This is a genomic window from Acinetobacter sp. QJM3NY_42, assembly GCF_056173745.1.
Map to the genome: position 1 here is coordinate 2883217 of NZ_CM149689.1, position 21681 is coordinate 2904897.

20 protein-coding genes and 1 pseudogene are annotated in these 21681 nt (G+C 42.6%); 11 read left to right on the forward strand and 10 right to left on the reverse strand.

Annotated features, from left to right (window positions below; all coding sequences use genetic code 11):
- Nucleotides 1-122 precede the first annotated feature (122 nt).
- A pseudogene (locus AC0VYT_RS13690) lies at nucleotides 123-1319 on the forward strand (MFS transporter).
- A gap of 36 nt (nucleotides 1320-1355) precedes the next feature.
- Here AC0VYT_RS13690 and gshB read toward each other — a convergent pair.
- Both gshB and pyrE read right to left on the reverse strand, forming a co-directional pair.
- Nucleotides 1356-2300 carry a glutathione synthase gene (gene gshB, locus AC0VYT_RS13695; protein WP_005017805.1) on the reverse strand — a complete coding sequence of 315 codons (945 nt, stop codon included), beginning with the start codon at nucleotides 2298-2300 and terminating at the stop codon, nucleotides 1356-1358.
- A 309-nt stretch (nucleotides 2301-2609) separates the two neighbouring features.
- Nucleotides 2610-3260, reverse strand: a complete 651-nt coding sequence (pyrE, locus tag AC0VYT_RS13700) for an orotate phosphoribosyltransferase (protein ID WP_005017804.1) — start codon at nucleotides 3258-3260, stop codon at nucleotides 2610-2612.
- A 39-nt stretch (nucleotides 3261-3299) separates the two neighbouring features.
- On the opposite strand from pyrE, the gene AC0VYT_RS13705 reads away from it, so the two are divergent.
- Nucleotides 3300-4121 (forward strand): exodeoxyribonuclease III, encoded by an 822-nt coding sequence (locus tag AC0VYT_RS13705; RefSeq protein WP_005017802.1) that lies wholly within the window; start codon nucleotides 3300-3302, stop codon nucleotides 4119-4121.
- A 447-nt stretch (nucleotides 4122-4568) separates the two neighbouring features.
- Nucleotides 4569-4925, forward strand: coding sequence for a Spx/MgsR family RNA polymerase-binding regulatory protein (locus AC0VYT_RS13710; RefSeq protein ID WP_005404660.1), 357 nt, complete (start codon nucleotides 4569-4571; stop codon nucleotides 4923-4925).
- Nucleotides 4926-4989: 64 nt separating this feature from the next.
- Here AC0VYT_RS13710 and AC0VYT_RS13715 read toward each other — a convergent pair whose 3' ends face one another.
- Nucleotides 4990-5427, reverse strand: coding sequence for a DUF2147 domain-containing protein (locus tag AC0VYT_RS13715; RefSeq protein ID WP_005017798.1), 438 nt, complete (start codon nucleotides 5425-5427; stop codon nucleotides 4990-4992).
- 159 nt (nucleotides 5428-5586) lie between these two features.
- Here AC0VYT_RS13715 and AC0VYT_RS13720 point away from each other — a divergent pair, with 159 nt between their 5' ends.
- On the forward strand, nucleotides 5587-6498 hold the full coding sequence (locus tag AC0VYT_RS13720; RefSeq protein WP_005017796.1) for an alpha/beta hydrolase: 912 nt from the start codon (nucleotides 5587-5589) through the stop codon (nucleotides 6496-6498).
- Nucleotides 6499-6657: 159 nt separating this feature from the next.
- Here the strand turns inward: AC0VYT_RS13720 and AC0VYT_RS13725 are convergent, their stop codons facing one another.
- The 3 genes from AC0VYT_RS13725 to AC0VYT_RS13735 form a co-directional block, all read right to left on the reverse strand.
- Complete coding sequence (locus AC0VYT_RS13725; RefSeq protein WP_005017790.1) at nucleotides 6658-7425, reverse strand: transporter; 768 nt, start codon at nucleotides 7423-7425, stop codon at nucleotides 6658-6660.
- Nucleotides 7426-7439: 14 nt separating this feature from the next.
- Nucleotides 7440-7982 carry an ankyrin repeat domain-containing protein gene (locus tag AC0VYT_RS13730; protein WP_005017789.1) on the reverse strand — a complete coding sequence of 181 codons (543 nt, stop codon included), beginning with the start codon at nucleotides 7980-7982 and terminating at the stop codon, nucleotides 7440-7442.
- Nucleotides 7983-8100: 118 nt separating this feature from the next.
- Nucleotides 8101-8454 carry an HPF/RaiA family ribosome-associated protein gene (locus tag AC0VYT_RS13735; RefSeq protein ID WP_005017781.1) on the reverse strand — a complete coding sequence of 118 codons (354 nt, stop codon included), beginning with the start codon at nucleotides 8452-8454 and terminating at the stop codon, nucleotides 8101-8103.
- Between the two features lie 694 nt (nucleotides 8455-9148).
- On the opposite strand from AC0VYT_RS13735, the gene AC0VYT_RS13740 reads away from it, so the two are divergent.
- Nucleotides 9149-9886, forward strand: a complete 738-nt coding sequence (locus tag AC0VYT_RS13740) for an outer membrane protein OmpK (RefSeq protein ID WP_005017779.1) — start codon at nucleotides 9149-9151, stop codon at nucleotides 9884-9886.
- Between the two features lie 100 nt (nucleotides 9887-9986).
- Here AC0VYT_RS13740 and parE read toward each other — a convergent pair whose 3' ends face one another.
- Nucleotides 9987-11867 (reverse strand): DNA topoisomerase IV subunit B, encoded by a 1881-nt coding sequence (parE, locus tag AC0VYT_RS13745; RefSeq protein WP_005017778.1) that lies wholly within the window; start codon nucleotides 11865-11867, stop codon nucleotides 9987-9989.
- Nucleotides 11868-11882: 15 nt separating this feature from the next.
- A complete protein-coding gene (locus AC0VYT_RS13750) occupies nucleotides 11883-12470 on the reverse strand; it encodes a YqiA/YcfP family alpha/beta fold hydrolase (protein ID WP_005017776.1) in 588 nt (195 codons plus the stop codon).
- 224 nt (nucleotides 12471-12694) lie between these two features.
- Between AC0VYT_RS13750 and AC0VYT_RS13755 the strand changes: the two genes are divergently transcribed.
- Nucleotides 12695-14026: a PGAP1-like alpha/beta domain-containing protein gene (locus tag AC0VYT_RS13755; RefSeq protein WP_005404662.1), complete on the forward strand. Its 1332-nt coding sequence runs from the start codon at nucleotides 12695-12697 to the stop codon at nucleotides 14024-14026.
- A 136-nt stretch (nucleotides 14027-14162) separates the two neighbouring features.
- On the opposite strand, the gene AC0VYT_RS13760 is transcribed toward AC0VYT_RS13755, so the two are convergent.
- Both AC0VYT_RS13760 and gshA read right to left on the reverse strand, forming a co-directional pair.
- Nucleotides 14163-14687 carry a disulfide bond formation protein B gene (locus AC0VYT_RS13760; protein ID WP_005017773.1) on the reverse strand — a complete coding sequence of 175 codons (525 nt, stop codon included), beginning with the start codon at nucleotides 14685-14687 and terminating at the stop codon, nucleotides 14163-14165.
- Between the two features lie 23 nt (nucleotides 14688-14710).
- Nucleotides 14711-16288: a glutamate--cysteine ligase gene (gshA, locus tag AC0VYT_RS13765; RefSeq protein ID WP_005017771.1), complete on the reverse strand. Its 1578-nt coding sequence runs from the start codon at nucleotides 16286-16288 to the stop codon at nucleotides 14711-14713.
- A 206-nt stretch (nucleotides 16289-16494) separates the two neighbouring features.
- Here gshA and AC0VYT_RS13770 point away from each other — a divergent pair, with 206 nt between their 5' ends.
- From AC0VYT_RS13770 to AC0VYT_RS13790, 5 genes are all read left to right on the forward strand, one after another.
- The gene (locus AC0VYT_RS13770; RefSeq protein ID WP_005017768.1) at nucleotides 16495-17034 is read left to right on the forward strand and encodes a DUF924 family protein; all 540 of its coding nucleotides are present in this window, start codon (nucleotides 16495-16497) and stop codon (nucleotides 17032-17034) included.
- Nucleotides 17035-17086: 52 nt separating this feature from the next.
- The gene (locus AC0VYT_RS13775) at nucleotides 17087-17653 is read left to right on the forward strand and encodes a CC0125/CC1285 family lipoprotein (protein WP_005017767.1); all 567 of its coding nucleotides are present in this window, start codon (nucleotides 17087-17089) and stop codon (nucleotides 17651-17653) included.
- Between the two features lie 32 nt (nucleotides 17654-17685).
- Nucleotides 17686-18987 (forward strand): DUF445 domain-containing protein, encoded by a 1302-nt coding sequence (locus AC0VYT_RS13780; protein WP_005017764.1) that lies wholly within the window; start codon nucleotides 17686-17688, stop codon nucleotides 18985-18987.
- A gap of 33 nt (nucleotides 18988-19020) precedes the next feature.
- Entirely contained in the window at nucleotides 19021-20175 is a 1155-nt protein-coding gene (locus AC0VYT_RS13785) for a methionine aminotransferase (protein ID WP_005017762.1), read from the forward strand.
- A 117-nt stretch (nucleotides 20176-20292) separates the two neighbouring features.
- The gene (locus tag AC0VYT_RS13790) at nucleotides 20293-21660 is read left to right on the forward strand and encodes an MATE family efflux transporter (protein ID WP_005017760.1); all 1368 of its coding nucleotides are present in this window, start codon (nucleotides 20293-20295) and stop codon (nucleotides 21658-21660) included.
- Nucleotides 21661-21681: the final 21 nt, after the last annotated feature.

Genomic DNA, 21681 nt, shown 5'->3' on the forward strand with positions numbered 1-21681 from the left:
TACAAGATTAATAAAAATTAAAATTATCATATTATGCAAAAATTCTAATTTTTTTATAAAATCTCATTATAAACTATAAAAAAATTCTCTTAATATTCAAAAAAATCCCAATATTTTCATGGATGAAAAACGTGGCTCCAGCTTCTTTAAAGACTAATTTTTGCATCATTTTCGCAGGTTACCTAGCCGCTATTCACGTAGGTAAACTATCTGCGGGTTTACCCATTCTACAGCAGGAAATTGGCCTGAGTTTAACTCAGGCAGGTTTAGCACTTTCACTGGTACAAGCAGCTGGTATGTGTTTTGCTCTAAGCTTGGGCGGGCTTTCACAATATTTTGGTTTAAAAAGATGTCTTATATTGGGTTTAGTCATTCTAGGCTGTGCCAGTATGGGCAGTTTATGGATTAACGATCTTTATAGCCTGTTTATTTTCCGTTTTATTGAAGGTGTTGGCTTCCTTTTTATCACTTTATGTGCTTCAACTTTGCTTAAACAGCTGAGTACGCCTGAATCACTTAACCTGAAAATGGGGCTATGGGGATCCTATATGGGATTAGGTGTGGGTCTCGCCCTGCTGTTTATACCATTCCTGTTAGAGTTCTGGAGCTGGCAGCAGATCTGGAATATGCTTGGCTTATCTTGCCTGCTGCTGGCGGCTGTCGTGTACCTACAGTTACCGCCTATCAACAAAATACAAAATAGCTCCTTCCCTTTATTCATTAAGCTTTTGAGAACAACCTTAAGTCATCCGCCTGTACTGATCTTGGCTCTTATTTTTGCCTGCTATACCAGTCAATAGCTGACAGTAATTGGCTTTTTACCGACATTGTATCTTGATGAGCAAATTAATCTAAAAGTTGCCGGAACACTGACTGCTCTTGTTTCAGTCTCTAATATTTTAGGTACGTTTGCTTCCGGTTTTTTATTACATCGTGGTCTGGCACCTGTACGGCTCATTAGCACAGGTTTTATACTTATGGTCATGATGTGCTGGCTGGCTTTCTCTACTTATTTTAATTTGTCTTTTGGTCTGAAATATCTAGCTATCATGGTATTTTCAATATTGGGAGGTTTTATTCCCACTACTATTTTTGCCATTAGTCTGCATTATGCACCACAGCCAAATGCCACAGCAGCCAGTATCGGGTTAGTCCTGCAAGTCTCTGCTTTTGCACAACTTACTGTTCCCCCACTGACTGCAGCCTTAATTTCTTATACTCAGCTCTGGAGCATGATTGCTTGGGTCAGTACGATTCTCTCTGTGCTTGGTCTGATCTTGACCATACAATTATTTCAGCGCTATCCCTATAGAATATAAAGAAGCCCAGATCTGGGCTTCTTTATATTTCCAGTTTTAAGCTGAGGGGCTATTTTCCAGAACTTCAAACAGATCATCCGCAATTGAAGTACCAAACTGGTTATCAATTTCGCGAATACAGGTTGGACTGGTAACGTTAATTTCAGTCACATAATTACCAATAACATCAAGGCCTACAAAGATCAGGCCCTTCTCCCTCAGGTAAGGTCCAACTTTAGCTGCAATTACTTTATCATTTTCAGTTAAGGGACGGGCCTCGCCCAAACCGCCTGCTGCCAGATTACCGCGTACTTCACCATTTTGTGGAATACGCGCCAAGCAGTATGGTACAGGCTCTCCATTGATCATTAAAATACGTTTATCACCATCAACAATTTCCGGAATATAACGCTGTGCCATAATTGGCTGTTGTCCGAGTTGAGTCAGCATTTCTAGTGTGGAACCAATATTGGCTCCTGTCGCACTTAAGCGGAAAATTCCAGCGCCGCCCATACCATCAAGTGGTTTGACAATCACATCCTGATGTTCTGCAATAAATTCACGAATCAGCTGTTGCTGTGAGGTCACCAGGGTTGGCACCTGCAATTCTGGAAACTGAGTTGCAAACAGTTTTTCGTTACAGTCGCGCAGACTCTGCGGTTTATTGACAATACGTGCACCTTCCTGCTCTGCCTGCTCCAAAATATAAGTTGTATAGACGAAGTTCATGTCAAATGGCGGATCTTTACGCATCAATACCACATCATAGGCTGCGATTGATTCTTTTTGTTTTTCGCCTAACTCGTAGTAATGATTATAGTCTTCAAATACCTTTAAAGGAGAAATCAGGCCCCAGGCTTTACCCTGATCAATGTATAAGTCTTGCTGTAATGCATAACCGAGTTCATGGCCACGACGGCTGGCTGCCCATAGCATAGCCATGGTTGAGTCCTTTTTCAGATTTACATTTTCAATAGGATCCATCACAACAAGTACGCGCATCTGTCTTTGCTCTATCAATTTTTAATCCAGAAAAGTATAGCGGAGATTAACTGTGCTTTTTTCTCAATTTTAGTAAAGCTTTTATTTCATGTTAAATATCTTTATAAAAAGGGTCAGTATATAAAACCCTGTCAGACCTTAATATTATTAATTATTTTTAGTTCCTCTATATGGGCTAATTTTTCCAGGTGATCAAAACGGAATAAAGAACTCAAACTGGTCAGGAGTTATAACTTTATTTGATTGAATAGAAGAATAAAGCCCTATTATAAATAGGGCTTTAAAAAGCTTAAACTTTTCGACTGAATATCAGATCCCATATTTCATTCGATAGGCTTCCATTTTTGAAAGTGCCACCTTATCGCCCTTCGTTTCTAGATAATTCATCAAGTCTTTCATCGTAATCAATACATGTACAGGAATCTCCAGCTCCTTCTGCACTTCCTGAATTGCAGAGAGTTCACCCTGACCTTTTTCTTGGCGATCAAGAGCAACCAGTACGCCGGCAATTGATGCACCCGCATTTTTAAGGATAGTTACTACTTCACGGATGGCTGTGCCAGCAGTAATCACGTCATCAATAATCCAGACTTTTTTTCCTTGTACTGAAGCACCTACCAGTACTCCACCTTCGCCATGATCCTTGGCTTCTTTACGGTTAAAGCCCCATGGCACACTTACACCATGATTTTGTGACAAAGCCACAGCTGTAGCGGCCACAAATGGAATCCCTTTATAGGCTGGCCCGAAAATTACTTCTACCTGATTGTATTCTGTCAGCTTGTCAGCATAACCTGCTGCCAGTAATGACAATGCTTCGCCATCATTAAGTAAACCTGCGTTAAAAAAATAAGGACTCACACGGCCTGATTTTAAAGTAAACTCACCAAATTTAAGCACACCACGTGATAAGGCAAGTTCGATGAAAGCTTGCGGGTTAAATTGCACAGGCGTTGTCATGAGGTGCTCCAAATTTTTAGATTGAGGTAAGACTTGCGCATGATACCAAAGAGTAGCTATCCAGGTGATCAAAAAATTCTACGTGTGGTTTCAATTAACGTAAACGGTTTACGTTCCTCAGTGACTAAAGGCCTGCTGGAATGGTTGGAACAGTCTGATGCTGATGTAATTTGCATGCAGGAGAGCCGGATTACCCATGCGCAGTGGACCGATAAATTTAAACCAGAAGGCTGGTACACGCATCTGTTTCCAGCTGAGCGTCCAGGCTATGCTGGAACTGCGATCTATAGCCGCCTGCCTTTTATTTCAGTTAAAGATGGCCTAGGTTTTGAACTGGCTGACAGCCAAGGCCGCTTTGTTACAGCTGAATTTGATTTAGGATTCGGCTATCCGGTTTATATCTGTTCACTTTACTTACCATCAGGTTCATCTGGTGATGAAGCACAGGCACGTAAAGATTACTTTTTAGAAGAGTATCAAAAAATCCTTAAGCAGTGGCGAGAGGAAGGCAAATCTATCATTATCTGTGGGGATTATAATATCGTACATAAACGTATTGATATTAAAAACTGGTCAGGTAACCAGAAGTCCTCCGGATGTTTACCTCATGAACGGGCCTGGCTGGACCATATCTATGATGAACTGGGTTATGTAGATACATTCCGTGAAGTTCGTCCAGAAGCAGAACTTTATTCGTGGTGGTCCAACCGTGGTCAGGCCCGTGCTAAAAATGTAGGTTGGCGAATTGATTACCAAGCTTGTTCACCAGACTGGAAAAACCGTACAGTCAATGCCTGGGTATATAAAGAACAATGGTTTAGTGATCATGCACCAGTCATAATCGACTATAAAATAAACTAAATTAGTGTACACATGTAAACTCAATGTGAGTTTTTGTCCTACATGATTTGTAGTTATTGTTTCTTTTTATTACAGCTGCTTAAGCGCATTATACCGCTACGGCACAAGGATGGGTCAGGATGACACGAAAAGGATCGGAAGCCGTAGGATGAAGAAAATAATCTAAATGATTTAGCTTATTTTTTAAGGACATGACAATGGACGTTAGCTTGAGACCCGCATGATCAGGATGATTAAATGTGGGTTTTCTCTATTTTAGGACCCTCATTTTATAAAACTCTCTTGATCCATATATTTTTAAATCTTACTTCTTTATTAAATTATTTTAAGTCTTTCATGTGACAGTCCTGTGTCACTTTCATAAAACTTTAATTTTAATCGAATAGCCAATACTAGTAATTTTAGCTAACCTTTAGTCTTGTCGAAAAGGTTAAAAAAGATAGTAATATGCTGAAAATTTATGGAATTAAAAATTGCAGTTCAATGAAAAAAGCGTTTGATCTGCTCAATGAACTAAACTTGCCCTATGAATTTCATGATTATAAAAAACAGGGAATAGATAAAGAGACTCTCAAGGAATGGCTGGAGCAGATGGGAGCTGATGTAATTCTTAATAAAAAAGGAACCACTTGGCGAAAACTTTCGGAAACAGAGCAGCAGAAAGCCCTAGAGAGTGAAGAGCAGCTGCTTCAAACCTTAATCACCCATACCAGCTTGGTCAAACGTCCGGTATTAAAAACACCACAAGGCTATGTGGTAGGTTTTGATGAATTTTCTTATCGAACGCTTGCTGAGAGAAGCTAAGTTTAAAATATAAAACTCCCGGTAATTTGCCGGGAGTTTTATGGAATTTGACTTCAATTCAAGCTTAGTTAGCGCGAACCCAAGTCTGGTTACGGCCTAGAGCTGATACACCGATATAACCACGCAATTTCAGTTTTTTACCACCTTCAGCCAGCTCACCTTTCAGTTTATAGGTTTTACCTGACTGCGGATCAAGAATGGTACCGCCATCATATTTATTGGTACCTACACTTTTCAGGTTATGAACAATGGTTAAACCTTTAAGTGACTTGTTTTTGTATGGACCTTCACATTTCGTACAGGCATTTTCCTCACCTTTGGTGAGTACATTCTGAATAGATGCTGTCAGAGTTCCATTTTTCTGTTCAGTAAACTTGACTAAGGCTTTCGCTTGATTAGTCTGGTCGTCTATCGTTTTCCATACTGTACCATTAAGCGGATCAGCTGCATTTGCCAAAGCAGTCACGCTGAACAGTCCTAACACAATTGCGATTTTTTTCATTTTTCTAGCTTCCCTTGTCCTGCACTAGTCGACCACCCTAGTATTAAAGAAGTCACAACAAGAATTCAACTTTTGAATGTGACCGTTTAGTGTACGCTTGTAAAAACTGTCGGTAAATACACTTCAATAAAAATAGTAAATCACCATAATGGAAAAAGTATGAAGATTGACCCAATTTTTAAACAATTTTTAGCCGAGTCACTGCTGAAATCGCTGGTACGTAAACCCAGCCAATTTGCTCTTCCTCTTCCTGTACTGCGTACTGCGTTTAATCAGTTGGGCCGAGTCTTTCCCAAAAATCCTGAAGTCGAGATCCGGGCACTCCGGTTAGCCGGTGTTCGCGCAGAAGAAATCAAGCCTCAACCTAATGCTACCCAGATGATTCTACATATTCATGGTGGTGCTTTCTTTTTAGGAGGTTTGGCTACTCACCGGTCTTTTATGACTGAGCTTGCTGCCCGAACCCAGATGCAGGTCGTTCATATTGACTATCCTTTGGCACCAGAGCATCCATACCCCGAAGCTCTGGAAGCTGTATATGATATTTACCAGACTCTACTCGACCAAGATATTCAGCCCAAAGATATTATTTTGTCAGGTGATTCTTGTGGAGCTAATCTTGCATTAGCACTGATTTTACGACTCAAGCAGAATGAACAACCATTGCCGAGTGCACTGGTACTTATGTCACCATTTCTGGATCTGACCTTGACCAGTGAATCCTTACGCTACAACCGTAAACTTGATGCATTATTATCAGTCGAATTACTAGAACGGGGTATTGAATACTATGTACCGCCTTCAATAGATACAGCAGATCCACAGGTTTCACCCTTATTTGGTGACTTCAGCGGTTTACCCCCAACTCTGGTTCAAGTCGGTTCTAAAGAAATTCTGCTAGATGATGCACAGCGTTTTAAGGAAAAGGCCGAAGCTGCTGGAGTTGAGGTAGATTTTAAAATTTATACGGGTATGTGGCATAACTTTTCAATGTTCAGCGCCTGGTTTGATGAAAGTAAACAGGCACTCGCTGACCTATCTGAATTTGCACATCGAATTGATCGCAGCTGATTTTTAATAAAATCAGAAAGATAGTGTCATTTTATTATTCAATAGGACAGTCAATATAGTTTTATATTCTGTTTATTAATAATAACTAATATCAAATATCAGCAGAAGCCGGCATTTAAATAAATGCCGGCTTTTCACTAATCTTATCTGTATTACTTCCTAAAACAGGTAAGAAATACCTAAACCACCCTGATAATCCGGTGTGTCTCCTGCAAGGCCGACCCCGACGCTAGCATCCAGCTGGGTACGATTATTAACTTGATACATCAGGCCTGAAGCCAGAGAGGTTTCATCTGACCGGCTTTCTGCCTTACGGTAAACGAATTCAGAAAAACCGGACAACTTGCCAGCAATCTGATATTCAAATGTAGGTACCGCAGTAACTGCCCAGTTACCATCTTGTACTTCATAACGCATTGTGATTGAAGTATTAACCAGATCATTATAAACATAGGCAACAGCAGAACTCAGACTATAAATATCATCTTCATTACTAAAACCACTATTACCGGTTGCCAGAACAGCTTCTGCCAGAATTGCCATCGATAGACGCTCATCACCTAAGTCTATGGCTTTTTTTACACCAATACTGATATCACCCAAACCGTCATCTTCTGTTGTTTTGCCATTATATTTAGTCTGGGTCCAGGCTGGTCCTTGCCAGCCTAGTTGTAATTCCAGGTCAGGCATTAAACCGGTCCGTAAAAGTGTATCGGCATTTAAATTTAATACTCTCTGTTTTTCGCCAGCCTGATAACTTTTATCATAACTTACTGTCGGTAATCCCTGTTCCCATGCAAGCTGGCCTACTGGTGTAATACTGGTACCAAAACCTGTACTTGGGCGGTCAAAAGAAAAATCGGCAGCCATCGTATGTACGGCTACAGTAGAAAGCATAACAAAAGATAAAGTTTTAGATAAATTCATAAGATTACTCAAAATCAGATTAATTCTTTCGACATTTTTGCGCCATTTTGACGTAGCAGTTCCAATGCATTTTTTTCTTCAGGTAGTGACTGTGTCCAGTCTATTTTATCAAAATCGCAGTCAAAGAATAATTCGCTGATCGATGTGAGAATAGTTTGACCTTCCTCATCACGAGTATTTGGATCTACTTTATGGTCAAGTAAACGTTGTATAGCAGGAGTACAGGCAGCACTTGCAGCATCCCAGAGTGGACCATAAAACTCTTCGGCATCCCATAGGTGTAAATTGGCTTTAGCTTCAATTAAAGCATCAAGTATCGCCAAATGTGGTTGTAATTTTTGCTGTTTTTCCTGCTCTGTCAAAGGTTGATCAGAAGCATAAGCTTCTGAAACGTCTTCCCACCATTGAAACAGGCCATCGCATACTACTGAAATAGGAGGACCTTTTTCAGGATCAATAAAATTCGGGTCGAGCCCCTCATTTAAAAGACGCTGTACCTGCTCCAGATCTAATTCTTCTATGGCCTGGATCAAGGCTTGTTGTGGGGCAGTTAACATATCTTGGCACTCTACAGGAAATTTTCTCCTATTATGCCGAAGAATTATTTATTTGTTGAAAGGAAATTGTTGAATAAAAATAATAAGCCATAAAAAAGCCCCTAAGGGGCTTTTTTTCTTACTCAGGTAATTCATCTGGTATTTCGAGAGTACCACCACGCTGAGGTTCATTTTTTTCAATTAAATGCTCGAGACTACGTTTCAATTTGTCTATAGCTCCATGAATGGCTAAATCGACACTCGGTGCTTTATGCTTGACTGCAACAGGTTTTAATCCGGAAGGACGGGCTTCGATCATACAACGGATATCGTCATCTCCACCTTTTAAGCCGTTCTCATCGGTGATATGAACTGAAAAATGAGTAATTCGCTCATTGTGGCGTTCGAATTCTTGGTTTAGTTCTGCACGCACATAGCTAATCAGACGTTCACTGTTTTGAATATTTTTATCTGTACGGATTTCAATGTTCATAATCTCATCCTCTTCTTTCTGGTCGAATCTTACCTGTGCAAAACTTGTTGGAATTGACACATTATTACGGGTGACTTAAACACAATACTTAATGATTTGCCGAGCAGTTTTTTGTGCCTATCCTCCTGTTTTAGCTCAATTCTCGCTAAAATTTTATTCATGCTGTTATCTTCAATATCGGGCTAAGTTTAAAAATATGCAAGTGAATTCTGTAAAAATTTCTAAAGCATACACAACGGTAACAACACATCACGCTTTTCCCTACAAACCTATTTAGATATATGCATAAATCCTGCTTTAATAAGCCATAGTGGTTTTTGAAGAACCTTCTGCTATATTTTCGAACCGGTTAGACATGCTCCCTTTATAAGAAGATTCGTTTTGAGTTCATAGAATACAGAGATTAAGGTTGCAACTTGTTTTATAATCGGTATGATCTAAATATATAATTTTTCAGACCTATTCCAGATAACTAGAGAAGGGCCAGTTTTTTAACCAGAGAGTTTAAGGAAAATTTCAAGAGTTCCGCTTAAAATTCTTGATGCATTCAGTTTCAGCTTTAATTCCTGGTTTATCTTATATTTGTTTTAGCGCGTCCACTTCGGTGGACTTTTTTTCTTTACTGCTTAAATTTTGTCTTTATTTTTAAACAATAGTGTGTATTCTTTATGCCGTCTACGGGGGAGAGACTGACATGAAATTTACACATATCGCACTGGCATGTGCTCTAGCAGCAACTGCGTCCATGGCTCAAGCCAAACCAGTCTGGCAGGATTTTAGTATTACCGGACTGTACGGTGAAAACTATGAACTTACTACAGAGCCGGAACAAACTACTGTAACCTTTGAATATGCAGCCAAATTACAATATGGTGATGTATTTGCTTTTGCAGACCGTACTGAAAGCGGCGGTGATAAAGGTACCTATTTTGAATTTTCTCCACGCTTAAGCCTGGGCGAAGTTTCGGGTAAAAAACTGTCTGCCGGCCCAGTTAAAGATGTACTGATTTCAACCACTTGGGAAGGCAATAGCGGTGATGGAATTGAGAGTTTTAATAACTATCTCTACGGTATCGGTTTTGATTTAGCTATTCCTTATACTCAATATGCCAGCATCAACTTTTATCGCGCAAATAATGAAATCCAGAAAGATGACTGGCAGATGACACTCACTTATGGAGTACCGTTTAAATTAGGCAGCCAAGACTTCCTGTTTGACGGATTTTTAGACTGGTCAACTGCAGAAGATGACGAAGTAGCTCATGCAAGTGAACTGAACTGGACCAGCCAGCTTAAATGGAATGCCGGTAAATATATTTCACCTGAAACCCGTCTTTACCTAGGTATTGAATATTCTCTCTGGAACAATAAATACGGTGTACCAGATGTACGCGAAAATAACGTAAGTGCGTTAGTAAAATACCATTTTTAAACAATGATTAAATGTTTAAAGCAGAGCCAAGGCTCTGCTTTTTAATACTTTGATTTTTTAACTTATATCAAAGTTCTACATTGGACAGATTTTTCTTGGCCTACACTACAATATCAGCCAGATTCCCTTTTTGTTCGAGCCAGTGCTTGCGGTCACTAGAACGCTTCTTGGCCAGTAATTTGTCGAGCAAACCCGCTGTCAGTTGAATATCGTCCAGATCAAGTTGTACCAGACGACGGGTATTTGGATCCATGGTGGTTTCACGAAGCTGGCTGGCATTCATTTCACCCAGACCTTTAAAACGGGTAATCTGTGGAGTCTTGGTTTTGGTCTTTTTCAGGATGGCTTCAAGTTCATCCTCATCCAGAGCGTAATGCACATCCTTACCATCATCAATCCTGAATAAAGGTGGCATTGCTACAAATAAGTGACCCTCTTCAACCAGTGCTGGAAAGTGTTTAACAAATAAGGCACAAAGCAAAGTGGCAATATGCAGGCCATCCGAGTCAGCATCAGCCAAAATACAGACTTTCCCATAACGCAATTCGGACAGATCATCACTGCCTGGATCGACCCCGATAGCAATTGCGATATCATGGACTTCCTGAGAGCCAAGCACTTCATCGGAAGATACTTCCCAGGTGTTCAGAATTTTTCCCCGAATCGGCATGATTGCCTGGAAATTTTTGTCTCGCGCCTGTTTGGCACTACCGCCAGCTGAGTCCCCTTCTACAATAAATAGCTCACTATCTTCACGGGTCAAGCCGGCACAGTCGGCCAGTTTTCCAGGTAAAGCCGGACCCGAAACAATTTTTTTCCGCTCGACTTTTTTAGCCGCCTTCAGGCGCCGGCCAGCTTTAGAGATTGCCATTTCTGCCAGTTGCATGGCAATTTCAGAATTCTGGTTCAACCATAGGGTAAAAGCATCTTTAGCAATATTTTGCACAATCGATGATGCTTCACGGCTTGATAAACGTTCTTTGGTCTGACCAGAGAACTGCGGTTCCTGAAATTTTAAAGACAGGATATAATTTACCCCATCCCATACGTCTTCAGCCGAAAGCTTGAGATTACGGGGCAATAGATTACGCAGCTCACAGAATTCCCGTAATGCATCGGTAATGCCTGAACGCAAGCCATTTACATGCGTTCCTCCCTGAGCTGTTGGAATCAGGTTGACATAACTTTCCTGAATCTGTTCACCACCTTCGGTATTCCAGCAGATTGCAAATTCAGCACTGGCTCGTTCTGCCTCACCTGTTGCTACAAAAGCAGGCTGTGGAACAATCTCCCGCTCCTGCAGTTCATCCATAAGGTAATCGACCAGACCGTTTTCAAACTGCCATTCTATTTTTTCATTATTAATTTCATCAATATAATTAATTTTCAGACCAGCTGCCAATACTGCCTTGGCCTTCAAATTATGTTTGAGCGCCTTCAAGGCAAATTTTGGGCTGTCAAAATATCTGGTTTCTGGCCAAAACCGAACTGTGGTTCCACTGGCGCGCTTAGGTGCTTTACCTTCTAGAACTTCTAAGGGTGCAACCGGCTCTCCATGTTCAAAAGCCATTTTGTAAAGATTGCCCTGCCGTTGTACTTCAACCTCTACCCGGGTTGAAAGAGCATTCACTACAGAAATACCTACACCATGCAGACCACCCGAAAACTGGTAGTTATCGGTACTAAACTTACCTCCGGCATGCAGTTTGGTCAGAATAATTTCAATACCACTCTGACCGTATTCCGGATGAATATCAACCGGCATTCCACGCCCATTGTCCTCAACCGACAATGAACCATCCTTATAGACCTTAACCGCAATCTGGTTAGCATGTCCTGCCAGTGCTTCGTCTACAGCATTATCAATCACTTCCTGTGCCAGATGGTTAGGACGTGTGGTATCGGTATACATCCCTGGACGGCGACGGACCGGATCCAGACCAGAGAGAACTTCAAGTGATTGAGCCGTATATTGAGACACGTTGTACAATTTCCTTTATTTTATGGAATACGATAAAAATTCAAGCACCATGGGAAGTTTTTCTGCAAAATTGTCCATCCCATGGCTGCCATGCGCTTCAGTCATAATTAATGATGAATGTGCAGGCGCACTATAATAACGCTGGGCCTCTCGATAATCCAAAACTTCATCACCTTGTTGCAGTAATACCAAAACTTTTTCGGCATGCCGGGCAAAAGGAATTGCAAGCTGTTCAAGCTGCTGTAACTGGGCATTATCAAGCGTCCAGTGTTCGGTCACTGGATAGGGAACGGATTCTACAGCAAATAGTTTCCGAAAGAGTAACCATGGTCGCATAGCCGGATTAATCAGTACAGCTGGAATATTATGCTTAGCGACCAGTTGTGTCGCATAAAAGCCCCCCAGACTGCTTCCTACCAAAGCCACATCTTCTAAAGCCTCAATCAGCTCAGACATTTGTTTTAATGCCTCGACAGGCGGCATATTCAAGTCAGGCAGATGGATCTTCATGTCTGGTAAATGCTCTGCACAGTACTGTTTAAGCAGCCGCCCTTTAATAGAGTCCGAATTACTTTTAAAGCCATGTAAATAAATGATATTCATTAAAATATTTATTATCTCTTAATGTGTCCGAAATTTTAGACCCGAGTGTCTTCCTAAAAATTGATCATTACAGGAAAAAGCAGATTGTTGGACAAAAAAATGCAGCTCATCTCTCTATTCACAGTATGTTTAGTTCATCAGGGATGCGTAGTTTTTATACTCTTAAATATTTAAAAAATAAAGAGCCGGCTACATGTAACCAACAGGCTATCAGGACTATAAATATGCCAAGTTTGACGCCACTGCATGAAACCTATTGTAGATGGGACCGCACGCCACCCAGTCAGGCAGATCTCTTAGAGGGACTGGCACAGCTGGCATCCACCAGTTTAAGCGGTATACATGAACTGGTGCAGATGATTCACCGTGAATTATTATTAAACACATTAGGCATGAGCGAACAGCAGTCCAGATATTTTCAGGCCCTGCCCCGTGTAGAAAAGATTTACCAGTTTTCTTACCGGGCCCTGCAACGCTATGGCCATTATTTTCTTGCGCCCGGTTTACGTCAAGTTATTGAGCACTTTCCCGGCCTGCATCGCAAAGACCTGACACCGCAATTACATTCTCTAATTGGTATATTGAACGGTGTATTAGGTGATTATCTTTTAGCACAGCAAAATCCGCTCGCACTTCCTATGGTTCTGTATGAACACCATGGTCGGGTACAACAGGGCCGGCTTAAAGGTAAAGTGGTTATTTTTGTACATGGACTCTGCATGAACCACCTGACCTGGGCCAATTCAAATTTTACAGGTATTGGTGCGCATCTGCTGACACAACCGCATCCCGGTACTATGCTTTATTTAAACTATAATACGGGACGGCGAATTTCTGCCAATGGGCGCAGTTTTGCCAATTTACTGAATGACTTGATCCAGCGTAACCCTGACATTAGCCAGATTGACCTGATTGGTCATAGTATGGGAGGATTAGTGTCTCGTAGTGCCTTATTTTATGGCAAGCAAAATATGCAGGGCTGGTTGAGTAAAGTAGGGAATCTGGTTTGTCTGGGGTCGCCGCATCATGGCGCGGTTCTAGAGCGTTTTGGTTTTACCTTGCAGGAAAAGCTCGGACGTTTCCCCCTGATTAATATGATTGGTAACCTGGTAAATATTCGTAGTAATGGAATTATTGACTTGCGCCATGGCAGTGTTCGTGATGACGACTGGGAATATTTAGATGCGCGTATTGGAACAATGGATGACAGCCGTAAACCTGCGCCCCTGCCTTCACATATTCAGGCCTTTTTTGTAGCGGGTACAGTTGAAGCAGAACATATTAACAGCCGCGCTTTAAAGATTATTGGTGATTATTTGGTGAGTATTAAAAGTGCCTTGGGAGAACATCCCAATCCACGTTTCCAGCTCAAGGTACCTGAACACCACAAGGCAGTATTTTTCGGCTTGAACCATTTTGAGATCCAGTATCATACTCAGGTTGCTCAGCAGATTGTACAGTGGTTCTATCCTGATCCTCTGCTTGAAAATACACGTTTAGATTACTACATTCTGCACACAGAAAATATAAAACTTGAAGATATTGCTGAGACATAAAACATTAAAAGTATAAAATAGCCACTGCTACTCTTAAATAATTTATGGCTCATAAATTATTTAATTATCTGAATTTGAAAGGCCAGCTTGATATATTCCAAGCTGGCCTTTCGATATCTTATCAGGTAGAACCAGATTAATATTTTTTCTTGACTGCTTTGCTATAAGGATAATTACGTACCAGCTGCCATAAGCATAGCATTAACAAGATACAGAAAAATACCAGTGACCAAAACGGTAGCGACTGACCTAAAAATGTCCAGTCTACCATGGCACACTCGCCCGAACCGGTCAGAACCTGCTGAAAAACGGTTTTCAATGGCAGGGCATCTACCAGATAGTCCAGTCCCGGCCCACAGCTTGGCACTTGATCTGGTGGTAAATGCTGCAACCAGACGTGTCGCGCAGCAACACCTACAGACCAGATCATGGCTAAGGTCGCCAAAAAAGCGTAAAGACGTTTGACTATATTCGATACCGGATTATGAATTACTGACACCGAGGCAACCAAGCCCATCGCAATCAGGCCAATTCGCTGGAAGACACATAAAGGGCAAGGTTCCAGGCCTTTGACATGTTCCAGATAAAGTGCAAATGCCATCCCTACAATACTGGCAATCAGCAATAAACCATTTACGAAGCGATAACTACCCCATTGCATGGATCAACCTCTTGTTATTTTCACTATTGATAATGGGCAAGATAATCTTCAAAACTGATACGGGTATCGGCTTCAAGCTGCTGTTGCTGCTCTAGCGATGTCTGTGCAAGTTTTGTAAAGTATTCCTGCTTCTCTGGTGTAAGTGCATGCTGTTCATAAAAATTGGCATGTTCTTGTGCAAGGTGGCTACCCAGATTCCAGGTTCCACCCCATTTTATCGTATCGGCAATTACATGGGCTGATAAGGTCTCATCAACCTGTTGAATACGCTGTTGCATCAGTTGCAGGGCATGGCTATACAGCTGGGTGTGATAGCCCTCATCCAGCAATACCGCCAGAGGCTGCATGGCCACAACATGTGCCTGAGCCCATTGCTCCAAAGATTGTTCCTGGCCACGTTCAGTGATGTGACTGTTGGGAGCACGGCCCCGGTTGACCACTTCAGCCTGATTATTTTCAATCTGGTCCTGTTCTTCTGGCAGCAGGTCTGGACTGTCTTTTAGCAGACAATATAAAGCCAGCACTTCAAGGAAACCAGCAGTATTTTCGTCAATACCAATCGGATTATAAGGATTAATATCGACGGCCCGCAGTTCCACATAACCGACACCACGGTTTGCTAAAGCCTCAGATGGTGTTTCTCCATCTCTTGGTACTTGTTTTGGCCGGACCAGACTGTAATATTCATTTTCAATCTGGAGTACATGATCATTAATCTGGAGCGGTTCACCATCTGCGTCTTTTAGTCCCAGACGGCTAAACTGAGCGTAAGGGGTTTTCACAGCTTTTTGTAGACCATCCAGGTAGCCAGACAGATTGTTATAGTGAATACCAAGTTGTTTTTGTGCCGAATTCTGGTAGCCAAAACGCCCCATGCGTAATGCGGTAGCATATGGAAGATATAAAGTTCCTTTAACCAGTGGCAGCAAGTGATGTTCGCGACCTGTTAAGAAGCATTGACATACTGACGGACTAGCGCCCACCAGATACATTACCAGTGGTGTCAGGCGGATGAAATTGCGGATTAGGCCAAAATAACGATGGCTGCGATAATCTTGCAGACTTAGCTGTGTTAAGGCTTTGTCTTGCTCATGCTGCTGTAACTGTTCAAAGAGCTCATCGGGAAATGAAAGATTATAATGGACGCCTGCAATAGTCTGCATACGCCGGCCATAACGCACCCCTAAGCCACGGCGATATAGGGTTTTAAACCGGCCGATATTAGATGAGCCATATTGTGCCAGCTGAATACTGTCTTCTTCACGGTCCAGCATACACGGCATTGAAAGCGGCCAGAGTTTTTCCTGATGTTCAAGATGCTGGTAAACCAGTGCATGAATATCTGTCAGTTCAGCCAGCATGGCCTGAATATCGGGTTGAGGGGCCGTAATGAATTCCATCAAGGCTTCAGAGTAGTCAGTGGTAATATGCGGATGAGTGAGCGCCGCCCCCAGGCTGTGTGGATGCGGACCTTGAGAGATAAACCCATTACTTTGCATGCGCAGGCCTTCCCGTTCTACCCCGCGCAACATGCCTTTGAAGAGCGAAGAATCTACCCATGTTGGTATCAAAACTTGAGAGATTGATTCGGGTTGACTCATACATGGCTCACTTTTAAAAACTATTAATTCAAATCATCTAAGTCATGCAGTATAACGCGATTTACCCGCTCTACTGTGACAGTCAACTGATTTTCCGGCAATTATACTGCGTTTATCCCGGCAAATATTTATCACAATCTTGCTGTATAAGACACGGAAAATTTGTGATTTTATTGAAAAATAAATCTTGATAGGTATTAAAGCTTATGAATTATCAGGAGATCCTCGATTTCTGGTTTAATCCTGAGCACCAGTCACTATGGTTTTCAAAAAGTGATACTTTTGATCAGAAAATACGGCAGAACTTTAGCAAAGTTCATGCACAAGCAGTTCAGGCAGAGCTCTGGTCATGGCGCAAAACAGCCGATGGACGCCTTGCCGAGATTATTGTTCTGGATCAGTTCTCCCGCAACCTTTATCGTGACCAGCCGCTGGCTTTTGCACAGGACGGGTTAGCTCTGGCTCTGGCCCAGGAAGCGATCAGCCTGAATCTGGATGCCCAGCTCAATCCTGAACAACGTTCTTTTTTATACATGCCATTCATGCACAGTGAATCAAAAATGATGCATGAATTTGCATTAAAGCTCTTTCAGCGTCTGGGTAATCCGGTTAATCTGGATTATGAAAAACGTCACAAGAAAATTATTGAACGTTTCGGGCGTTATCCGCATCGCAACAAAATTCTGGGCCGTGAATCAACTCCGGAAGAACTGGAATTCCTAGATCAGCCAGGAAGCAGCTTTTAACCTTCCTGCACTCCCCAGCCATTGTGCTGTCCTTCCTGATAGGAGGTGTATGATGAAAAATTTATCTATAGGTTTTGCTCTCGGTACAGCTCTGCTGCTTGGCGGTTGTGCTACTACCCCGCACAAGCCTTTGACATTTGACCAGTTGGGACAATTCTCAAGTTATGCTTTAAATGCGCAGACCTATCGTATCAGTTACCAGGCTCGTGACAATATCAGTTATGGGACTGCAGAAGAAATTACCCTGGTTAAAGCAGCACAGACCACAGTAGAAAACGGTTTTCGCTACTTTAAAGTACTGGATGATCCGAGCAACCGCACCCAGCAGCCACCCCGTCAGGCAGTCGTCTATCCAAGCCGGCCCTATTATCCTTCCGCTTATTACCGGCGCTATCCCGGCTTCTGGCCAGATCCGTTTTATGATATGCCGCAAGTGGTAAATATTGACCCGGTTCAGGTTTCCTATACTATTGAATGTTACAAGGAGCAGAAAAATGTGCCTCAGGAGGCCTTTGATGCACGTCTTATTCTGTCATCTATTGGACAGAAATATGGAGTCAGTCCAACTGGTCAGGTCCTACAACCCCAGACTGCACCAGCCCAGAACACAACCAAATGATAAAAACAAAAATTAAGGACAAATAAAATTTTATGGCTGAACCTATGACTTCTCCGAGTCTGAACCGTAGTAAACGTTATGCCACAGTCGCTCTAGTTGTGGCGGTTGTAGCCTGGCTCATACTCATTGCCATGGCCAAGTTCGTGCCAGAGTATGCCTGGCTAATCCAGATCCTGATGCTTGCTGCTGAAGCTGGAGTAGTGGGCGGGCTTGCTGACTGGTATGCGATTACAGTTCTGTTCCGGAATCCTTTTGGTCGTATTCCTATTCCAGCATTTTTAAAAGACCATACAGAAATCATTCCACGCAACAAGGATCGGATTGCCGTATCTATGGGCCGCTTTGTACAGGAAAACTTCCTGTCTCCATCAGTGGTAGAACGCAGTCTGCAAGATACTGATCTGGCCATGGCAGCCGGACGGTGGCTGGCTCAGCCAGATAACAATCTGCAAGTGGTACAGATTATTCAACAGACTGTACCCAAAATTTTTGAATTTGTCGGGCAGGAGCAAATTGGCCGTTTTATCCAGAATAATAGTGTGCAGTGGGTACGTAATACCCAGATCAACACTTTGGCCAGTGAAATGTTGCGTGCTGTACTGGAAAATGATTTTCACCAGGATGTATTGCAGCGTGGGCTGGATCTAGCTCAGGACTGGATGAAGTCACATCCGGAAGAGACACGTGAGCTGACCCGTAAGCTGTTTAAGGAACTCGGTGTCTGGAAACTGGCAAGAGGCGCTAGCTGGATTGGTATTGATGTACAGCAGCGGACTGTTGATTCAATGCTTGGCCGGGTCGAGTCCATGCTGGCTGATCCCGAGCATCCGTGGCGGCAGAGTATTGAACAATATGCAAGCCAGCTTATGCTGGAACTGACAGATGAAAATAGCCTGTCGAGTCAACGTCTGAACAGTGCCAAGGATGCCCTGCTCAACAGTCCGCAAGTACTTAACTTTATTAGTGGCGCGGTGGCTATATTGTGTAATGCTGTCAAGGACGATTTAGAAAAACCGGATTCGGGAATTGCTCTGAATTTAAGAGTTGCCATTCAGCAGGTGGGTGAGAACCTGATGCAGAATAGAGAAGTCCGTCACTTGCTGAATCAGCGGATGAGTAGTTTGGCTGTTAGCTTTAGTGACCAGTACAGTGACCGGGTGATTCATTTTATTAGTGAGCGAATTCATGAATGGGATTCGCGGGAAATGATTGACAAAATTGAGAACGAAGTGGGTGGCGACCTGCACATGATCCGCGTCAACGGCGTAGTCGTAGGCGCTTTTATCGGACTGACTCTCGGCATTATTCGCGCGCTGGTGGACTTTGCTTTTTAAGCTTGAGTTAAATTTTAAAAGGAGGTTGACGATATGTTTAAAGTAGAGTCTAAGTTTGCCGCACAGAACGTGACCATATTCAGCGTGATGACAGAAATGGCACAGCGCCTGAGTGCACTGAACTTGTCTCAGGGTTTTCCAGATTTTCCAGCACCTCCCGATCTGGTCGAGGCATTATCTAAAGCCAGTCGTGACGGCCATCATCAATATGCTCCGGGTGATGGCTTACTGACACTTCGTGAACAGCTGGCTGCCCAGTTTTATAAACGGGACCAGATCAATATTGATCCACGGGCTCAGCTTACCATTACACCAGGTGCTACAATTGCTATTTTTTGCGCTATTCAAGCGATGATTCGTCCGGGTGATGAAGTAATTATTTTTGATCCGAGTTATGACAGCTATGTACCCAGTGTACAGATGATGGGAGGAAGCTGTAAGCGTATAGCCCTGCAAGCGCCAGAGTTCAAGGTTGACTGGGAACATTTAAAACAACAGGTCAACTCTAAAACACGAATGATAGTCGTCAATACTCCACATAATCCGAGTGCTACTGTTTGGACACGTGAAGACTGGCAACAGTTGATTAAACTGGTGCAAGACACCAATATCGTGATTCTCAGCGATGAGGTGTATGAGCATCTGGTATTTGATGGCCGTCCGCATTTAAGTGCCCTCAGTTTCCCTGAGCTGGCCGAGCGCAGTTTCGTGATTGGTTCATTTGGTAAAACGTTTCATGTGACAGGTTGGAAAACAGGTTATTGTGCAGCTTCACCGCATCTCATGCGCCTGTTTCGTCAGGTTTATCAGTTTGTAAATTTCTGTGCGAATACTCCCTGCCAGGTAGCCTTGGCCAGCTATATGCAACAGCATCCGGAACATATTGAGCAGCTCGGCAGTTTTTATCAGGCCAAGCGAGACCTGTTTATTGAGGGATTAAAAGGTTCACGCTTCCAGTATGAAGTTTCTCAAGGCACTTATTTTCAGAATCTGGACTACAGCCAGATCTGCCCAGAACTGAATGCTATGGAAATGTGTAAATTTTTGGCTGAACAGCATGGTATTGTGGCTATTCCTGTTTCTGCCTTTTATAAAAAACCGCCCTCTGAACTACGTTTGATCCGGTTCTGCTTTGCTAAACAGGAATCTACATTGCATAAAGCTTGCGAAATTTTACGCGGCTGCTAAACAGATACCACTATATTTGGCAGGAAGTTACTTAATTCATAGCGTTTTTCAGGTCAGCCCTATGTTAAGGTTATTTTAAAGATAATACTAAAAACTGGGAGAGTGCGACGCACTGTTATGGCACCACATCAAACTACTATACAGCAGCAGAAACTCTGGAAAACTTTTTTAGTTTTTCTTTTACCGTTAATTGCAACCAATATTCTGCAAAATCTGTCCGGGACAATTAATACGATCTTTGTTGGGCAGATGATGGGCGTCGAGGCAATTGCTGCCGTTTCCGTGTTTTTTCCAATTTTATTCTGCCTGATGGCATTTGTGATTGGGCTTTCAGCAGGAGCCACCGTACTGGTGGGCCAGGCCTGGGGCGCTCAGAATATTCAGAAGGTGCGCTGCGTAGTTGGTTCTACCTTATTTATGACATTAATCGGCGGGATTATTGTGGCGTTACTGGGGGTTATATTTGCCGAGCATATTCTGCTTGCACTGGGTACAGACCCGGCTGTGATGCATTTATCACTTCCTTATGTCCGCTGGATGCTAGCTGGTAGTCCCCTGCTATTTATTTATATTATTTATACATCTATTTTACGGGGTGTCGGTGACAGTGTAACGCCACTGATTGCATTGGGTATGACCAGCCTGATCGGCTTAATGATCACCCCTATCCTGATCGCCGGTTATTTCGGCTTACCTAAAATGGGGATTATTGCACCGGCTATTGCGACTATTGTGGGCTATCTTGCGGTGCTGGGCTTTCTTGCAGTTTATCTGAATAAAAAACATCATCCTTTACGTCCAGACCGGGAGCTGTTCAGTTATATCCGTCATCAGCCAAAATTAAGTAAAATTATTTTAAGGCTAGGTATTCCTACTGGCATCCAGATGGTAACCACCTCTGTAGCTGGCCTGGTCATTGTGGGGCTGGTTAACCGTTTTGGTGCCCATGCCACAGCAGCTTATGGTGCAGTTAACCAGGTTTTAAACTATATCCAGTTCCCAGCACTCTCTATAGGTATCGCAGCTTCAATTTTTGCAGCCCAAGCGATTGGAGCGGGTAAAAATGATTTACTGTCACGGGTGAGCCGTACTGCGCTCGGCATGAATTTTGTCATCACTGGCATTCTGGTAATATTAGGCTATCTTTTCTCGAAGTATCTGATGGCACTTTTTATTACCGATCCAGAAGTAGTCGAGCTGGGTCAGCAGTTACTGTTTATTGTACTGTGGTCTATTCTGTTTTTTGGAGCCAGTGCCATTTTCGCCTCCATCATGCGGGCCAGTGGCACCGTAACTGTACCGATGCTCATCAATATCTTTGCTATTTTAGCGATTGAACTGCCATGTGCTTACTGGTTTAGTCAAATCTGGGGCCTTAAAGGAATCTGGTATGCCTATGCACTTGCTTTTGTAAGTCTCTGTATTTTACAAGGTTTGTATTACCAGTTCGTATGGAAGAAAAAAACTGTAGAGGTATTAATTTAAAATAACACTCTCTTTTTTTAG